The following is a 16,575-nucleotide window of genomic DNA, read 5'->3' on the forward strand; positions in this document are numbered from 1 at the left end:
GTTATCAGTCGATGCATACTTTGGTGATCGAGCTTGTTATCAGTGGATTACAACTAGGAGTTGAACGATGACGTCGACCGCTCTCGATGAGCAGGTACCGGTCGCCGCGGGGCCGGGCCGCAGTCATGGGATGGGCGCGGTCCTGGCCGCTGTCGGAATCCCGACCTTCATGGTCACGCTGGACAACCTGGTCGTGACGAACGCGCTGCCGGTGATCAAGACCGAGCTCGGCGCGTCGCTGTCCGACCTGCAGTGGTTCATCAACGCCTACACCCTGGCGTTCGCCGCGCTCCTGCTGACCGCGGCCGCGCTCGGCGACCGGATCGGCCGGCGCCGGATGTTCCTGGCCGGCATCGCGCTGTTCACACTGGCCTCGGCCGCCTGTGCGTTCGCGACCGAGCCGTGGATGCTGATCACGGCCCGCGCGGTCCAGGGCGTGGGCGGTGCCGCGGTGATGCCGTTGGCGCTGACCCTGCTCGCCGGTGCGGTGCCCGACCGGCTGCGCAGTGCGGCGATCGGGATCTGGGGTGGCATCTCGGGGCTCGGGGTCGCGCTCGGCCCGGTCGTCGGTGGGGCCGTGGTCGAGGGCCTCAACTGGCAGTGGATCTTCTGGCTGAACGTGCCGATCGGCGTCGCCGCCGTCGTACTGGTCGCCCGGGTCCTGCCTGAGTCCTGGGGAGCGAAGCAGCGGCTGGACCTGCTCGGCCTGCTGCTGGCGAGCGTGGGCGTGCTGTCCGTCGTGTGGGGTGTGGTGAACGGAGCTGACGACGGCTGGACGTCCGGTGGCGTGCTGGGCTCGCTGATCGCCGGACTGCTGCTCCTGGTCGCCTTTGTGGCCTGGGAACGGCGGACACCCGCGCCAATGCTGCCGATGCGGCTCTACCGGGTGCGTTCGTTCGGCGTCGTGAACGCAGTGTCGTTCACCTTCTCGCTCGGCGCCTTCGGCTCGGTCTTCCTGCTCGCGCAGTTCTTCCAGGTCGTGCAGGGCTACAGCCCGCTGGAGTCCGGTGTCCGCACGATGCCGTGGACGATGGTGCCGATGGTGGTTGCGCCGATCGCCGGACTGATCGTCGACCGGGTCGGGCCGCGGGTGCTGATCGGGAGTGGGCAGGTGTTCCTGGCCGTGGCGCTGGGCTGGATGGCGGCCGTCACCACGGTCTACGTCACCTACGGCCAGTACGTCGTCCCGTTCGTGCTGGCCGGGATCGGGATGGGGCTCACGTTCGCCCCGTCGGCGAGTGTGGTGATGAACGGGATGGCCGAGATCGACCGCGGTGTCGCGTCCGGCACGAACGCGACCATCCGCGAGATCGGCGTGGCGATGGGCGTCGCCGTACTGGCCTCGGTCTTTGCTTCGGCCGGTTCGTACGAGACCCCCGATCGGTACGTCGACGGCCTGGTGCCTGCAGTGTGGGTCGGCGCCGCAGTCGTGGCAGTCGGTGCGGCGCTCTCCCTGCTTCTCCCAGGCCGTCGTCGGTCAGCGGACCGTTAGTTCAGCCAGCTGCATGCGGTACTCGTTGGACGGGCCGGGATCGAGTTTGGTCCCGGCCACCCGCACGTAGCGGGTTGTCGTGCTGGCGAATGTCAGCTCGACGGGCTCGAGCGGTTGTGGTTGGGCGGTCCGGCTCGCGACCGTCGTCCAGGTGGTGCCGTCCGGCGAGACCTGGATCGCGTAGTCCATCGGGAAGCCGGCCTTCAGGTCGGTCCGCGGTGCCAGCGTCACCTGGCTGATCCGGGTGGCGCCACCCAGGTCGACGGTGGCTGACGCCGTACCGTCGGCCGGGCCGACCTCGCTGCTCCAGCCCATCGAGTAGCCGAGGTTGGAGGTGGTGATGCCGTCGGTGAGTGCGCTCCGCCGCCAGCCGTTGTCGAGGTACTCCGATGAGGTCGTCGTCGTGACCGGTCGACCCGCGGCGTAGTTGCCGCCAGCAACCTCTACTTCAGCCAGCTGCATCCGGTAGGCGCCGAAGGGATCCTTGCGGAGGTTCGTCCCGGTGACGCGGACATAGCGCACCTGCTGAGCGGCGAAGTCGGCCGACTGGGGAACCTGCGCCGCCCCAGTACGGTCCGCGACCTTGGTCCACGCCGAGCCGTCCGTGGAGATCTCGACGATGTAGTCGACCGGGAACCCGGCGGCCGTGTCGGTCCGCGGGAACAGATCGACTCGACCAGCCGGCACTGCCTTCCCGAGATCGACTGTGACGGTCTCGGTGTGGTTCACCGACACGTTGGCGTCACTGCTCCAGCCGTTGCTCAACGAAGACGATCCGCGATTGCCATCGGCCAGTGCGGCCTTGCTCCAACCGTCGCTCTCGTACGAACTGCTCGCGGTCACAGTCCCGCCGGCGGCCGGATTGGTCCCCGGGTTGATCCGGAGGTTGTCGAACCGGGCCGCGGTTCCACCGGTGACCAGGCCGACCGAACCCTCGGCGTACGAATCGTCGGTGACGGTGATCAACGCGGCCGGCGAGTTCCCGGCGTACACCCTGATCTTGGTGCCCTCGGCAATCAGTCGCAGGTGCGTCCACTGACCCGCCTGGTAGCCAGGAACAGCGATCTTGGCCAGCTCCTTGTCACCTCGATAGAGGAACAGCTCGCCGTTGTTGCGGATCGCGGCCAGATAGCCGGTCTGGTAGTCGGTGCCGTTGATGCTGCGCAGCGTCAGCCCGGCCCAGTTCGCCTCGTTGCCCCCGGTCGCGGTGATCCGGACGTCGGCGTCGACGACCGCGTCGCGGTACCGGCGGCCTTCCACGGCGGCAGACCCGACGATCCAGTCGCCGACGTACGACTGGACGAGCTCGCCGTTCTGGACACTCCACTGACCGGCCGGCTTCCCAGGTTCGCGGTTCACGCCGAAGCGGAAGTTGTCGGACCCAGCTGAGAAGTCGTCAGCAAGCGGGGTGACTGCGTTGTCGTCCGGTGCGGTCGACGCGATCGCCTTCAGCAGTTGCTGGTGCCGGTTCGTCACGGTGGCGCCGGCGCGGTCGTACACCGAGAAGTCGGTGATCAGGGACTCCGCGATCGCCTGGGCGGTCCGGGGCTTGGTCTTGGCCAGCAGGCTCAGCAGTTCGAAGTCCTCCTGGCCGTCGCGCTGCGCCTCACCGCGGATGCTGTCATAGACGTCGTACGCCGCCTTGTTCGGCCGGACGATGTAGTTGTCGCCGGTCTGGTCCTCGTCGAAGGTGTTGTACGGCCGGTTGTTGTCGCCGGTCGAGCGGTGCCAGTAGTTCCAGCCCCAGTGCAGGAACCCCTGCCCACCGATCTTCCAGACCAGCCACGGCAGCAGCCGGGTCTTGGCCAGCGGCTCACCGATCAGCCGGTTCATGTGCCGGTGCTGCGGCACGATGCAGGTGTAGAGCCACAGCTCCTTGCCGTCGCGCCGGGCCTTCTGCCAGTAGCCGGCGTGGTCCTCGTAGTTCTCCGTGTACGGCGTCATCGTGGTGATGTTCTCGGCCGCGTCCGGGAGGAACGTGTAGCCGTGCGCCTCGTTGGTGAGGGGCTTGGGGAAGTAGTCGTCGTACACCTCGTACAGCCAGCGAGCGGCGACCGCCTGGTTCGGGTGCGTCGGCTCGTCGAGCGCGCTCATGTAGAACTTGTCGGTCCAGCCCTTGGCGTCGAGGTGCGCCTTGAGAGCCGGGAAGACCTTCTTCAGGTACGCCGTGCTCTCGCTGGTGTTCGGCTCCACCAGAACCTTCGTGGTGACGCCGTCGACGTTCTTCAGCATCTCCAGCTTGGGATGCGCGGCGTCCGGGCTGGACTCGAGCAGTGTCGGTGTGTACAGGTACTGCATCGCGCCGGCGTCCACGAACAGCTGCACGAACCGGTCGAAGTTCGTCCAGTCGAAGTTGTAGTTGCCGTTGGCATCGATCGTGGTACCCCGGATCAACAGGGCCTGGAAGTCGGCGTACACGACGTTGTTGCGCTGCTTGGCCTGCATCCGGGCGAAGCTGGCGATCACTCGCCACCAATTCGCCGAGTACGGCGCTGCGTCGTCGTACTGGAAGGGGATAGCGCGCTCGGTGCCGGTGTAGTCCCAGCCGACCGAGGTGAACCAGTTGTTCATCTTGAACGCCGACTGGTTCGCCGGCGGCACAGTCACGTTGTGCACGGTGAGCCGGACCGGCACGGTGATGTCGCCGGCGCTGTTCCGCACTGCGATCGAGCCGGTGTAGACGCCGGGCGCCTGTCCGGCCGGGATCGTGACGCCGTAGTGGAAGGCCTGTGTGTAGTTCGCGGCGACCTCGACAGCGGTGTTGTCGACCAGCGCGTCGTAATAGTTGCGGCTGCCGTCCGGCGGCAACTGTCCGTCTTGCAGATTCGCGTCGCCCTCCTTGACGAGGATCCGCGGATGGTTGTACTGCCGCCGTACGGTGATCGCGCCGGCGGGGAGTTGCGCGCCACCGGGGCCGGTGAGCGCCTGAGCCGCGCCCAGTTGGACACCGGTGAGCCTGCTGTCCGGGCGGATCAGGATCTGCGCCCCTTCGGCTTCGCCGCGGGCGGCGTCGAGTTCGACGGTCGCTGGGGCGCCGGCGGGGCGCGTGGACGACGAGAAGACGTGGTCGGCGTTGTTCACCACCCACACGACCGGGGCGGCGGCACTGGCCGGCAGGGTCTGCTGGGCGGCCACCAGACCCAGCGCCACGCAGCCGACAGCCGTCAGAAGGCCGGGAGATTTCATCGCGATGCTCCTCACTGTTCGATAGTGCTTACAGTGCGAGCTCTGCGCGCAGCTAACAACGCTTTTCGTCGGTGTCGAAGAGCAGTGGCCGGATCCGGCCGGAAGGTGTCCCCGGCGTTTGAGAGAGTGTTACCGTGCCCGACGCCGACGATGTCCGCCGTATCGCTCTGTCCCTTCCGGAGACTCGGGAGAAGCAGCGGTGGGGGCATCCGACCTTCGACGTGGCCGGGCGGATGTTCGTGACCGTGCCGGACGATCAGACGTCGTTCGCGGTGCGCTGCCCGCAACTGGAGCGGGACGAGTTGATCCTCGCCGAGCCGGACAAGTTCTGGGTCCCGCGGCACGAAGCGGGGTCGAACTGGGTCCGCGCCCGGCTGGCCGCGCTCGAGGACGCGGACGAGCTGCGCGACATCCTGCTGGATTCCTGGCGGCAAGTGGCTCCGCCGGAACTCCATCCGGGCTAAGCGGGCGGCTGGAAACTCCACGCCTACTGCGCTGCACTCGGCACGGCACCTCGCCGCACTGGTGCAAAGGCCACGATGGAAAAACATCGAGGCCTCCGCCCCAGCGCACCGAGCTACCGCACCGAGCACATGCTCGCTACGGCGTGCAGTTCCCAGCCGCCCGCTAAGCGAAAACGGCAGGATCGCAGTCCCTGTGCGAGGTAGGGTCGGGCGTGTGACTGATGCGACCGACAGCCCGATCGACAAGCTCTCCGAGAGCTACCTCGAGGAATTCATCACCCTGAATCCGACCGAGGCGACGTTCATGGGGATCGAGGGCCACGACCACGAGTTGCCGGACTACACCCCGGCCGGGTACGACGCCGTACTGGAGCTGACCCGGCGGACGCTGGCGCAGGCCGCCGCGATCGAGCCGGCGACTCCGCGGGAAGAGGTGGCCAAGGACGCGTTCGTCGAGCGGCTCGGACTCGAGCAGGAGACGTACGAGGCCGGCGTACCGCATCACCAGCTGAACGCGATCTCGTCGACCCCGGCGAACCTGCGGCAGGTCTTCGACCTGATGCCGACCGCGAGTGACGACGACTGGGAGCGGATCGCGATCCGGCTCAACCTCGTCGGTACGGCGCTCGACGGGTACCGCGAGACGGTCCTCGACCAGGCTGCGCAGGGCAGGGTCTCGGCGCTGCGTCAGGTGCGGGACCTGGCCGGCAAGATCGCCACCTGGACCGACCCGGCCGGCGACGACTACTTCGGCGGGCTCGCACGGCAGGCTCCGGAGACTGCGATCAAGCCGAGCGTGGCGGCGGCCGCCGAGTCGGCGCGCAAGGCGTTCGCGGAGTTCGGCTCCTGGCTGACCGCCGAGGTGGCGCCGCGAGCGCCGGAGCGGGACGCCTGTGGTCGCGAGGTCTACCAGCTTGCTTCGCGCAACTTCCTCGGCGCGACGATCGATCTCGACGAGACGTATGCGTGGGGCTGGGAGGAGCTCGCCCGCGTCGAGGGCGAGATGCAGAAGATCGCCGCCGATCTCAATGGCGGGGACCGCAACATCCAGGCGACCGCCGCGCTGCTCGACGCCGACCCGGCTCGCAAGATCCGCGGTAAGGAAGCGTTCCGCGACTGGATGCAGGAGCTGTCCGACCAAGCCGTCGCTGAGCTGGCCGGCAAGCACTTCGACGTACCGGAGTCGATCCGCACCCTCGAGTGCATGATCGCGCCGACCTCGGACGGGGCGATCTACTACACCCCGCCGAGCGAGGACCTGACCACGCGGCCGGGCCGCATGTGGTGGGCAGTGCCGAACGGTGTCGAGGACTTCGCCACCTGGCGTGAGGTCACCACGGTCTACCACGAGGGCGTGCCCGGGCATCACCTGCAGTGCGCGCAGACGATGCTGCGCGCCGACCTGCTGAACCGCTGGCAGCGAATCGCCTGCTGGGTCTCGGGTCACGGCGAGGGCTGGGCCCTGTACGCCGAGCGTCTGATGGAGGAGCTCGGCTACCTGGAGGACCCGGGTGCCCGCTTCGGCATGCTGGACGCGCAGGGCTTCCGGGCCGCGCGGGTGATCGTTGACATCGGCATGCACCTCGAGCTGGAGGTCCCGCGGGACAATCCGTTCGGCTGGCGGCCGGGTGAGACCTGGAATGCGGATCTCGGGTTCGAGTTCATGCGGGCGCACAGTGGCCTCGAGACCGAGTTCCTGAAGTCCGAGCTGAACCGGTACCTCGGGTGGCCGGGACAGGCGCCGTCGTACAAGGTGGGTGAGCGGTTCTGGCTGCAGGCGCGCGAGGAAGCCAAGCAGCGCAAGGGATCCGCGTTCGACCTGCGGCAGTTCCACTCCGACGCGCTGAACCTCGGCTCGATCGGCCTCGACCCGCTGCGCCGCGCGCTGGCCAAGCTGTGAGATTCGTCCTCGCGTCGCAGTCCCCGGCGCGACTCCAGACCTTGCGGAGTGCTGGAGTCGAGCCGGAGGTGATCGTCTCCGGGGTCGACGAGGACAACGTCACCGCGGAGAGCCCAGGCGAGCTCGCGCGCCTGCTCGCGACCCTGAAGGCGCGAGCCGTGGTGGCCGAGCTGGACGATCACGCGACTGTGCTCGGCTGCGACTCGGTGCTGGAGATCGACGGGGTCGCCTACGGCAAGCCCGGTACGCCGGAAGTCGCGCGCGAGCGGCTTCGCGCGATGCGCGGGAAGTCCGGCGTACTGCACACTGGCCACTGTCTGTTCGACACCGAGTCGAAGACAGAGCTGCGCGAGCTGGCGTCGACGACCGTCTACTTCGCCGACCTGACCGACGACGAGATCGACGCGTACGTCGCGACCGGCGAACCGCTCGTCGTGGCCGGCTCATTCACCGTCGACGGCATCGGTGGACCCTTCGTCACCGGGATCGAGGGCGACTACCACAACGTCGTCGGCCTCTCGCTGCCGCTCGTCCGCACCATGCTCGCCCAGGTCGGCATCGCCTGGCCGTCGTTGTGGGCCCCGCCGAAGAATCGCCTTGACTACAACGAATCCGAGGCCGCACGGTACGACGAAACTCGCGGTGGCGTGGAGCGCGCCCAAGCCGCGGCCCGGGCGGTCGCCGAGCTGCTGCCCGCGGATTCGCAGCGCGTGCTGGAGCTTGCCGTCGGCACCGGAATCGTCGGCGCCGAGCTCGTTGCTCTAGGCAACCTCGTGCACGGTTTCGACCTCTCAACGGCCATGCTGCAACACGCCAAGATCCGCCTCCCCGGTCACATCGCCGCCGCCGACGCAACCCGCCTCCCGGTCGCAGACCGCCGTACCGACGCAGTGATCGCGATCTGGCTCCTGCACCTCCTCGACGACAGCACCCCGATCCTCGCCGAAGTAGCCCGCATCCTCCGCCCCGGCGGCGTCTTCCTCACCACCACCGAAAAAAACGACGCCACCCGCTACGCCGAATCCCGAGACCCCAACAAAACCCGAGCCGCCGACTCCCTCACCCGCCTGGTAGCCGAAGCCGCCCACCACGGCCTCGCCCTGGACGGCGCAACCACCTTCCCAGGCCCCACCCGCCCGAACGGCAACGCCCCGCTCTACCCCCTCATCCGCTTCCGCCGCACCTGACCTGCGCATCTGATGGGTTAACCCACCAGCTTGTGGGTTATGGACCCGCATGCGGGTGGGGAACCCACAACCTCATGGGGGAACCCATCAGGTGGCGCTGGGAGATGGGGCGCTCCGTCGGTGGTTGCCGAGGGGAGGGGTGGGCGCACCGCCGGGGTTTTGGGGGTGGTGGATGCGCACCGCCGGGGTTAGGGGTGGTGGATGCGCGCCGCCGGCCGGGTTAGGGGTGGGCGCTGGCGCGCCATTGGCCGGGGCCGGGGTGGAAGGGCTGGCGGGCGTTGCGCCAGTACGTCGACCAGTTGCTGGCGCGCTCGGTGTTCGTGGGCTCCGGGGCGGTCGGGCGGGCGGCTAGGACGGTTACGAGGGCGGCTAGTTCCTCGGGGGTTGGGTCGCCCTTCAGGATTTGCAGGTTCATCGGGGGTCTCCGATCAGAGCGGGATGTTGCCGTGCTTCTTGGGGGGCAGGGTGTCGCGTTTGGTGCGGAGGAGGCGGAGGCCGCGGACGATTTCGGCGCGGGTTTCGCTCGGCCTGACGACCGCGTCGATGTAGCCGCGTTCGGCGGCGACGTACGGGTTGGCTAGCTGGTCCTCGTACTCGGTGATGAGTTCCTGGCGGCGGGCCTCGGGGTCTTCGGCGCCGGCTAGTTCGCGGCGGTAGAGGATGTTGACCGCGCCCTGGGCGCCCATGACGGCGATCTGGGCGGTCGGCCAGGCGAGGTTGATGTCCGCACCCAGGTGCTTGGAACCCATGACGTCGTACGCGCCGCCGTAGGCCTTGCGGGTGATGACGGTGATCATCGGGACAGTCGCCTCGGCGTAGGCGTAGATGAGTTTGGCGCCGCGGCGGATGATGCCGTTCCACTCCTGGTCGGTGCCGGGGAGAAAGCCCGGTACGTCGACGAAGGTGAGGATCGGCAGGTTGAACGCGTCGCAGGTGCGGACGAAGCGGGCGGCCTTCTCGGAGGCGTCGATGTCGAGGGTGCCGGCGAACTGCATCGGCTGGTTCGCGACGACGCCGACCGGGCGGCCCTCGACGCGGCCGAAGCCGACCACGATGTTCGGGGCGAAGAGCGACTGCACCTCGAGGAAGTCGCCGTCGTCGACGACCGACTCGATCACGGTGTGCATGTCGTACGGCTGGTTCGGGGAGTCCGGGATCAGCGTGTCGAGCGCGAGGTCGACGTCGGAAGGTTCGAGGTCGGCCGGGGCGTCGTAGACCGGCGGGTCCTCGAGGTTGTTCTGCGGGAGGTGGGCGACGAGCGACTTCACCCACTCGATCGCGTCCTCCTCGTCGCTGCCGAGGTAGTGCGCGTTACCGGACTTGGTGTTGTGCGTCCGGGCGCCGCCGAGCTCCTCCTGGGAGACGTCCTCGCCGGTGACGGTCTTGATCACGTCCGGGCCGGTGATGAACATGTACGACGACTCGTCGACCATCACGGTGAAGTCGGTGACGGCGGGGGAGTAGACAGCGCCGCCCGCACACGGGCCCATGATCAGCGAGATCTGCGGGATCACGCCGGAGGCACGGACGTTGCGGCGGAAGATCTCGCCGTACAGGCCGAGGCTGACGACACCCTCCTGGATCCGGGCGCCGCCGGAGTCGTTGATGCCGATCAGCGGGCAGCCGATCTTCATCGCCAGGTCCATCACCTTGACGATCTTCTCGCCGAAGACCTCACCGAGGCTGCCGCCGAAGACCGTGAAGTCCTGGGCGAACACGCAGACCTGACGGCCGTCGATGGTGCCGTAGCCGGTCACCACGCCGTCGCCGTACGGGCGGTTGGCCTCGAGCCCGAAGCTGGTCGAGCGGTGCCGGGCGAACTCGTCGAGCTCGGAGAACGACCCCTCGTCGAGCAGCAGCGCGATCCGCTCCCGGGCGGTCTTCTTGCCCCGGGCGTGCTGCTTGTCCACCGCGCGCTCCGATCCGGCGTGCACCGCGTCGTCGAGCCGCTGCTCGAGGTCCGCGATCTTGCCGGCGGTGGTGTGGATGTTCACCGTCTCTCCCATGACAGCGCAGCCTACGCGTCAGTAGGCCTCGCTGCCTGTGACATCGGCCGCAACGCGGGTCAGGCGGGGCCGACGGCGAAGATTTTGGTGAGGCGGGCGGCTAGGGCCAGGTCGCCTCGGACGGAGAGGCGTTGTTTCAGTACGGCGTTCACGGGGTCTTCGTTGCCGGTGACGACGCGGAGGAGGGTGGCGGGGTCGGTGCGGATGGAGATGTCGGGGTCGGTGGCGCCGGCGATGAGTTCGCAGCGGCCGTCGCTGACCCGGATCCAGAACGCGTCGGAGTCTTCGGGACCGCCCGCCCCCGTGATGTGCCAGGCGACGACGGCGTCGAACCCGGCCGCGCGGGCAGGCCGGAGGTACTCCGGCATCCGCCGAAAGATCTCGCGCAACGCGATCTCTCGTACTCCCCCGATGAGTCGATGCCGAAGCTCCCGCTCCGATGTCCGGTCCACCAGCCGGGCCAGCTCGCTCGCGTCGAGGTCCGCGAGCCCGTCGGCATCCAGCCAGCCGGCACTCCCTCGATCGGTCATCGACCACCCCCGTGGAAGTTCCTACCGGACCGTAGGAATTTCCCCTGATCTGTTAGCTTTGTCAAGTGGTCGAGCCCTCCGACAGACGCCGGCGGGCGAAGCATCTCGGGCCGGAGCGGCGACGGCCGATGCTGCTGGATGCGGCACTCGAAGTCTTCTCCGAAAAAGGCTTCGCCGGTACGACGATGCAGTCGGTCGCGGATGCGGCCGGTGTCACCAAGCCGGTGGTCTACGACTCCTTCGCCAATCGCGATGAATTGCTGCTCGCGCTGTTGGCCCGCGAGGAGCAGCACCTGGTCATCTCGATCGTGGCCGCGCTACCGGCCGACCCCACCGTCGGCACTCCCGAGGAGCACGTGCTCGACGGCCTGACCGCCTTCCTCAGCACGGCCGCCGAGAACCCGCAGTCCTGGCGGATCGTCTTCGGAGCCCAGTACGGCGCTGCTCCCGTGGTGGCCGATCGGGTCCGGGCCGCTCGGGCCTTTCTGGTCGAGGGTCTGCGACTGACCCTGGTGAAGTCCCTGCCCGGCGTCACCGACCCGGACGCCAACCTGCCCGTGCTCGCCGAGCTCCTTGCGAGCATGACCGAAGCTTCGGCCCGGATGCTCGTTGTCGACGGCACCGACCGCACTCCGGCAGAGCTCGCGAAGGTCGTCTCCAAGGTCGTCGGCGGCGGTTTCGGCAACGTCTAAGTGACGTACTGTCAAGTAGCGTGAAATACGGTCACGATAGGCATCCAGTTGGCGGACTTGGCAGGGCGTGAGCTGGGTGCGTTCGCTAGGGTGGGCGAACGTGACCGAGACCGGTAGTGAGACCCGTACCCGCGCGCGGTTCGAGGTGCCCGAAGAGCTGCGGGCCGACGTTCGTCTGCTGGGTGAGATCCTCGGCAAAGTGCTCGTCGAGTACGCCGGTCAGCCGCTGCTCAACGATGTCGAGCGGCTCCGTGAGCTCACGATCGCCGGCGATGGTGAAGCGGCCGAGCAGCTGGTCGCCTCCTGGCCGCACGAGCGGGCTGAGGACGTCGCCCGCGCGTTCAGCTGCTACTTCCACCTCACGAACCTGAGCGAGGAGCTGCACCGCGCCCGGGTGCTGCGCGAGCGCGACCGCGACGACAACGCGCTGGTCACCTCGGAGCTGGCCCAGGCGGTCGAGCAGATCTCCCGTGACAGCGGTGAGCAGCAGGCGCGCGCATTGCTCAACGGGCTGGAGTTCCGCCCGGTGCTGACGGCGCACCCGACCGAGGCGCGTCGGCGCGCCGTACTGGCGACGATCCGGCGGATCTCCGCTTTGCTCGAGGAGCGCCACGACCCGCGGGCCGGCGACAGCGAGCTGGCCGAGAACCGGCGCCGCCTGATCGAGCAGGTCGACATCCTTTGGCGGACCGCGCAGCTTCGCGAGAGCCGCCCGTCGCCGCTGGACGAGGTGCGCTCGGCGATGGCCGTGTTCGAGGAGACGCTCTTCGACGTGGTCGGCAATGTGTACCGGCGCCTCGACGACGCGTTGGCCGGTGAGGGCGCCGGTCTGCGGCAGCCCGTGGTTGCGCCGTTCGTCCGCCTCGGCTCGTGGATCGGCGGCGACCGCGACGGCAACCCGAACGTCACCGCGGCAATCACCCGCGAGGCCATGCAGATCCAGGCCGACCACGTGCTCCGCGCGCTTGAGCGGGCGACCGACGAGCTCGGCCGCGCGCTGACGCTGGACGCGGCGACCACTCCGCCGTCCGCACCGGTACGGCGGATCCTCGAGGACGCCCGGGCGGTTAACCCCGAGCTGATCGCGGACATCGAGACCAGGTCGCCGTCCGAGCCGCACCGGCAGCTCCTGCTGCTGGCGGCTCGCCGCCTGGCCGCTACGCGCTCCCGTGACGCCGACTTCGGCTACCCGCGGGCAGCTGACCTCCTGCACGAGCTCAAGGTGCTGCAGGACTCGCTGGTGTCCGCAGGCGCGCCCCGGCAGGCGTACGGCGATCTGCAGCAGCTCATCTGGCAGGTGAACTCGTTCGGCTTCCACCTGGCCGAGCTGGAGGTCCGTCAGCACTCCTCGGTGCACGCCAAGGCCCTCGAAGAGGTGCTCGGTGGCGGCGAGCTGTCCGACCAGACCGAAGAGGTCCTCGCGACCCTGCGGGTGATCGGTCAGATCCAGCAGCGCTTCGGCCCCGAGGCCTGCCGCCGGTACGTCGTTTCGTTCACCCGGAACGCCGGTGACCTGGCAGCTGTCTACGAGCTGGCCGATGCGGCGCTCGACGGCCGTCCGATCGAGCTGGACGTCGTACCGCTGTTCGAGACCGGTGAGGACCTGCAGAACTCGGTAGAGGTGCTCGACAACGCCATCCAGCTCACCCGGGTCCGGCACCGCCTCACGGCGAATGACCGCCGCTTCGAGGTCATGCTCGGCTACTCCGACTCGGCCAAGGATGTCGGCCCGGTGTCGGCCACCCTCGCCCTGTACGACGCCCAGGCGCGCATCACCGCATGGGCCCAGCGCAATGCGATCCGCCTGACCCTGTTCCATGGCCGTGGTGGCGCACTGGGACGCGGTGGCGGTCCGGCGAACCGTGCGGTGCTGGCCCAGGCCCCTGGTTCGGTGGCTGGTCGTTTCAAGCTGACTGAGCAGGGCGAGGCCATTCCGGCTCGCTATGGCAACGCACCGATCGCCCAGCGGCACATCGAGCAGGTCACCGCGGCAACGCTGCTGGCGTCCACTCCGGCCATCGAGGAGCGCGCGGCCGTGGCTGCGGATCGCTTCGCGGTGATGGAGAAGACACTCGACGAGGCGGCACGTACGGCGTACCACCGGCTCGTGAAGGCGGACGGCTTCGCGGAGTGGTTCGGCCGGGTGACTCCGCTGGAGGAGCTCGGGCAGCTGCCACTCGGTTCGCGACCGGCCCGTCGTGGTGTCGCGGTCTCGTCGCTCGAGGACCTGCGGGCGATCCCGTGGGTGTTCGCGTGGTCGCAGGCGCGCGTCAACGCACCGGGTTGGTACGGCCTCGGTTCCGCACTGGCCGCGGTCAACGATGTCGCCGTACTGCAGGACGCGAACCAGAACTGGCCGCTCTTCCAGGTGATGCTGGAGAACGCCGAGATGTCGCTGGCGAAGACAGACCGCCGTATCCTCGGCCGCTACCTGGAGCTGGGCGACCGGGCCGACCTGACGCAGCTGATGCTCGACGAGCACGCGCTGACCACCGAGTGGGTGCTCAAGGTGCTCAACCAGGAGCGCCTGCTCGCCGGACGCCGCGTGCTGGGCCGTGCGGTCGAGCTGCGGAACCCGTACGTCGACGCGCTCAGCTACCTGCAGTTGCGTGCACTGCGGACGCTGCGCACCGATGACACGCTCACCGAGGAGCAGATCGTTCGCACCCGGCGGTTGCTGTTGCTGACCGTCTCTGGTGTCGCCGCCGGCCTGCAGAACACCGGCTGATGTTCGACGACCTGGAACGGCCGCCACTCGACGCACGCTATCTGAGTGGGCGGCTGGTGCGCCCCGGCTCGCTGTGGACGCAGATCGACGTACTGGCCGACACACCGTCGACCAACGCAGACGTGGCCAAGGCTGCGGCTGAGGGCGCTGCTGAAGGCCTTGTGGTGCTCACTGAGTACCAGTCCGCCGGCCGTGGTCGGCTCGGGCGTACCTGGACGACACCACCGCGTTCTGCGCTGTTGATGTCAGCCCTGCTGCGTCCGACAGCAGTGGACCCGGAGCGGTGGCCGTGGCTCGGTTTGCTGGTGCCGTTGGCGGTGGCTGCGGCAGTGCGGCGAGTGGCGGAGATTCCCGCGCAGGTGAAGTGGCCGAACGACGTACTGGTCGAGGACCGGAAGCTGGCCGGCATTCTGCTGGAGCGGATCGACAGTCCGGCAGTCGTTGTCGGTGTGGGACTCAACGTGACGCTGCGCGAGTCCGAGAAGCCGCATCCCGCGGCGACCTCGTTGGCGCTGGAGAACGCGGCCACGACCGACCGGGTCACCGTGGCAGCCGCCGTACTGCGTGAGCTCGAGACCCGCTACCGCAGCTGGCTGGACGATCCCACTGGGCTGCTACCGGAGTACCGGGAACTGTCGGCGACGCTGGGCCGAGCTGTTCGGGTCGAGCTGCCGGACGGGACGTTCCTGGAAGGCACTGCCCGGGACTTGGCCGATGACGGTCGGCTGATCGTGGACACCCCCGACGGTGAGCGGACTCTCGCCGCCGGGGACGTCACACATCTCCGTACTAGCTAGTGAACAGCTTGGCTGCGGTGATCAGGGTCTGGACGATGCCATAGCCGAGCAGGACGGCGACGAGCAGCCAGGAGATCACTAGGCGCGGGGTCTGGTTCATTTCGCTGCCTCCACGCTGGTTGTGGACTTCTCGTGGAACCTCGCGGCGACCGGCCGGATCAGCAGGTTGGCGACGAAGCCGATGGCCAGTACGCCGACCATCGTGAACAGCGCCGGTCGATACGCCTCGGCGGTCAGCGTGCCCGGTTTGCCCTCACGGTCGAGGAAGCCGTTCACGATGAGCGGACCGGCGACACCGGCCACCGACCACGCGGTGAGCAGCCGGCCGTGGATCGCGCCGACCTGGTAGGTGCCGAAGAGATCCCGCAGGTACGCCGGGACCGTGGCGAACCCGCCGCCGTAGAAGGACAGGATGACGGCCGCGAACAGGACGAAGATCGCGGTGCCGTTGTGGCCGACGGTCGCCAGCAGGAAGTAGGCGATCATGCCGATGCCGAGGTACATGGCGTAGATCGGCTTGCGGCCGATGACGTCCGACGTACTCGACCAGATGAACCGGCCGGCCATGTTGAAGATCGACAGCAACCCGACGAAGCCTGCAGCCGCCGCCACGGCGACCGTCGACTTGCCGTCGGCGCCGCGGAAGAAGTCCTGGATCATCGGGCTGGCCTGCTCGAGGATGCCGATGCCCGCGGTCACATTGCACAGCAGCACGACCCACAGGCACCAGAACTGCGGGGTCTTGATCGCGTTCGCGGCCGAGACGCTTGCTGTTGTGACGAGGGCCTTCTGCTTGACCGTCGACGGGTCGAAACCGTCCGGCTTCCAGCCGTCGGCAGGGACCCGGATGTTGAAGACACCGAACATCATGATCACGAAGTAGCCGACGCCCAGCGTCAGGAACAGCGCCACCAGGGCACCGCCGTCGGCGAGCGACTTGCTGTTGTTCGGGTCGTAGCCCGAGTCGTACAGGCTGAGCAGTTGGCGCGACAGCGGGCTGGCGACGAGCGCGCCACCGCCGAAGCCCATGATGGCCAGACCGGTGGCCAGACCCGGCCGGTCCGGGAACCACTTGATGAGCGTCGAGACCGGGGAGATGTAGCCGATTCCCAGCCCGATGCCGCCGATCACGCCGTACCCGAGGTAGAGCAGCCAGAGCTGGCCGGTTCCGATGCCGAGCGCACCGACCAGGAATCCGGTGGCCCAGAAACAGGCCGAGACGAACATCGCCTTCCGCGGACCGCTGCGCTCGACCCAGGTGCCGCCGATGGCGGCGGACAGGCCGAGCATCACGATCGCGATGCTGAAGACGACTCCGACCGAGGTCAGGCTGGCATCGAAATGCTTCACCAGCGACGTCTTGTAGACGCTGGTGGCGTACGCCTGACCGATACACAGGTGGACGGCGAGCGCGGCCGGCGGGATCAGCCAGCGGCTGTATCCCGGGGGCGCGACCGTGTGCTCCCGGTCGAGTACCGACAAGATGCCCATCACGGCTCCTTCTTCAGAACTGCGTTTGTCAGTTCAAACGCATGTATCCCTCGCGCATCCTCGCCGACCTGTATGCAATTTGTGAAGTGTTGTACTACCTCC

General features: G+C 68.3%; 13 protein-coding genes. 7 read left to right on the forward strand and 6 right to left on the reverse strand.

Annotation, left to right across the window (positions count from 1 at the left end; translation table 11 throughout):
* Positions 1-67: 67 nt before the first annotated feature.
* Positions 68-1,492 carry an MFS transporter gene (locus ABD231_RS25830; protein WP_344157153.1) on the forward strand — a complete coding sequence of 475 codons (1,425 nt, stop codon included), beginning with the start codon at positions 68-70 and terminating at the stop codon, positions 1,490-1,492.
* Here ABD231_RS25830 and ABD231_RS25835 read toward each other — a convergent pair.
* Positions 1,478-4,678 carry a discoidin domain-containing protein gene (locus ABD231_RS25835; RefSeq protein ID WP_344157160.1) on the reverse strand — a complete coding sequence of 1,067 codons (3,201 nt, stop codon included), beginning with the start codon at positions 4,676-4,678 and terminating at the stop codon, positions 1,478-1,480. The two genes, ABD231_RS25830 and ABD231_RS25835, sit on opposite strands and share 15 nt — an antisense overlap.
* Before the next feature lie 134 nt (positions 4,679-4,812).
* On the opposite strand from ABD231_RS25835, the gene ABD231_RS25840 reads away from it, so the two are divergent.
* The 3 genes from ABD231_RS25840 to ABD231_RS25850 all read left to right on the forward strand — a co-directional run bounded on the left by ABD231_RS25840 (position 4,813) and on the right by ABD231_RS25850 (position 8,229).
* Positions 4,813-5,142 (forward strand): MmcQ/YjbR family DNA-binding protein, encoded by a 330-nt coding sequence (locus ABD231_RS25840; protein WP_344157163.1) that lies wholly within the window; start codon positions 4,813-4,815, stop codon positions 5,140-5,142.
* 214 nt (positions 5,143-5,356) lie between these two features.
* On the forward strand, positions 5,357-7,042 hold the full coding sequence (locus tag ABD231_RS25845; RefSeq protein ID WP_344157166.1) for a DUF885 domain-containing protein: 1,686 nt from the start codon (positions 5,357-5,359) through the stop codon (positions 7,040-7,042).
* Positions 7,039-8,229, forward strand: coding sequence for a Maf family nucleotide pyrophosphatase (locus ABD231_RS25850; protein ID WP_344157169.1), 1,191 nt, complete (start codon positions 7,039-7,041; stop codon positions 8,227-8,229). The genes ABD231_RS25845 and ABD231_RS25850 overlap by 4 nt, the downstream gene beginning before the upstream one ends.
* Positions 8,230-8,449: 220 nt before the next feature.
* On the opposite strand, the gene ABD231_RS25855 is transcribed toward ABD231_RS25850, so the two are convergent.
* Genes ABD231_RS25855 through ABD231_RS25865 form a run of 3 tightly spaced genes read right to left on the reverse strand, consistent with a single transcriptional unit; the run spans position 8,450 to position 10,765 of the window.
* Positions 8,450-8,644 (reverse strand): acyl-CoA carboxylase subunit epsilon, encoded by a 195-nt coding sequence (locus tag ABD231_RS25855; protein ID WP_344157172.1) that lies wholly within the window; start codon positions 8,642-8,644, stop codon positions 8,450-8,452.
* A gap of 13 nt (positions 8,645-8,657) precedes the next feature.
* Entirely contained in the window at positions 8,658-10,235 is a 1,578-nt protein-coding gene (locus ABD231_RS25860; protein WP_344157175.1) for an acyl-CoA carboxylase subunit beta, read from the reverse strand.
* A 59-nt stretch (positions 10,236-10,294) separates the two neighbouring features.
* A complete protein-coding gene (locus tag ABD231_RS25865) occupies positions 10,295-10,765 on the reverse strand; it encodes an SCP2 sterol-binding domain-containing protein (RefSeq protein ID WP_344157180.1) in 471 nt (156 codons plus the stop codon).
* Positions 10,766-10,830: 65 nt separating this feature from the next.
* Between ABD231_RS25865 and ABD231_RS25870 the strand changes: the two genes are divergently transcribed.
* The 3 genes from ABD231_RS25870 to ABD231_RS25880 all read left to right on the forward strand — a co-directional run bounded on the left by ABD231_RS25870 (position 10,831) and on the right by ABD231_RS25880 (position 14,982).
* Entirely contained in the window at positions 10,831-11,457 is a 627-nt protein-coding gene (locus ABD231_RS25870) for a TetR/AcrR family transcriptional regulator (RefSeq protein ID WP_344157185.1), read from the forward strand.
* A gap of 100 nt (positions 11,458-11,557) precedes the next feature.
* Positions 11,558-14,185: a phosphoenolpyruvate carboxylase gene (locus ABD231_RS25875; RefSeq protein ID WP_344157188.1), complete on the forward strand. Its 2,628-nt coding sequence runs from the start codon at positions 11,558-11,560 to the stop codon at positions 14,183-14,185.
* The gene (locus ABD231_RS25880) at positions 14,185-14,982 is read left to right on the forward strand and encodes a biotin--[acetyl-CoA-carboxylase] ligase (protein ID WP_344157191.1); all 798 of its coding nucleotides are present in this window, start codon (positions 14,185-14,187) and stop codon (positions 14,980-14,982) included. Before ABD231_RS25875 ends, ABD231_RS25880 begins: the two co-directional genes overlap by 1 nt.
* Here ABD231_RS25880 and ABD231_RS42235 read toward each other — a convergent pair.
* Complete coding sequence (locus ABD231_RS42235) at positions 14,975-15,082, reverse strand: MFS transporter small subunit (RefSeq protein WP_425554207.1); 108 nt, start codon at positions 15,080-15,082, stop codon at positions 14,975-14,977. The genes ABD231_RS25880 and ABD231_RS42235 overlap by 8 nt on opposite strands.
* Positions 15,079-16,473, reverse strand: coding sequence for an OFA family MFS transporter (locus ABD231_RS25885; protein ID WP_344157194.1), 1,395 nt, complete (start codon positions 16,471-16,473; stop codon positions 15,079-15,081). The genes ABD231_RS42235 and ABD231_RS25885 overlap by 4 nt, the downstream gene beginning before the upstream one ends.
* Between the last annotated feature and the right edge of the window lie 102 nt (positions 16,474-16,575).

This window comes from Kribbella yunnanensis (assembly GCF_039529655.1).
Classification (GTDB): Bacteria; Actinomycetota; Actinomycetes; order Propionibacteriales; family Kribbellaceae; genus Kribbella; species Kribbella yunnanensis.

Excerpts from the sequence above, each read along its gene's own strand:
- ABD231_RS25830 (WP_344157153.1), top strand. The coding sequence starts at position 68 with ATGACGTCGACCGCTCTCGATGAGCAGGTACCGGTCGCCGCGGGGCCG.
- ABD231_RS25835 (WP_344157160.1), bottom strand. The coding sequence starts at position 4,678 with ATGAAATCTCCCGGCCTTCTGACGGCTGTCGGCTGCGTGGCGCTGGGT.
- ABD231_RS25855 (WP_344157172.1), bottom strand. The coding sequence starts at position 8,644 with ATGAACCTGCAAATCCTGAAGGGCGACCCAACCCCCGAGGAACTAGCC.
- ABD231_RS25860 (WP_344157175.1), bottom strand. The coding sequence starts at position 10,235 with ATGGGAGAGACGGTGAACATCCACACCACCGCCGGCAAGATCGCGGAC.
- ABD231_RS25865 (WP_344157180.1), bottom strand. The coding sequence starts at position 10,765 with ATGACCGATCGAGGGAGTGCCGGCTGGCTGGATGCCGACGGGCTCGCG.
- ABD231_RS25880 (WP_344157191.1), top strand. The coding sequence starts at position 14,185 with ATGTTCGACGACCTGGAACGGCCGCCACTCGACGCACGCTATCTGAGT.
- ABD231_RS42235 (WP_425554207.1), bottom strand. The coding sequence starts at position 15,082 with ATGAACCAGACCCCGCGCCTAGTGATCTCCTGGCTGCTCGTCGCCGTC.
- ABD231_RS25885 (WP_344157194.1), bottom strand. The coding sequence starts at position 16,473 with ATGGGCATCTTGTCGGTACTCGACCGGGAGCACACGGTCGCGCCCCCG.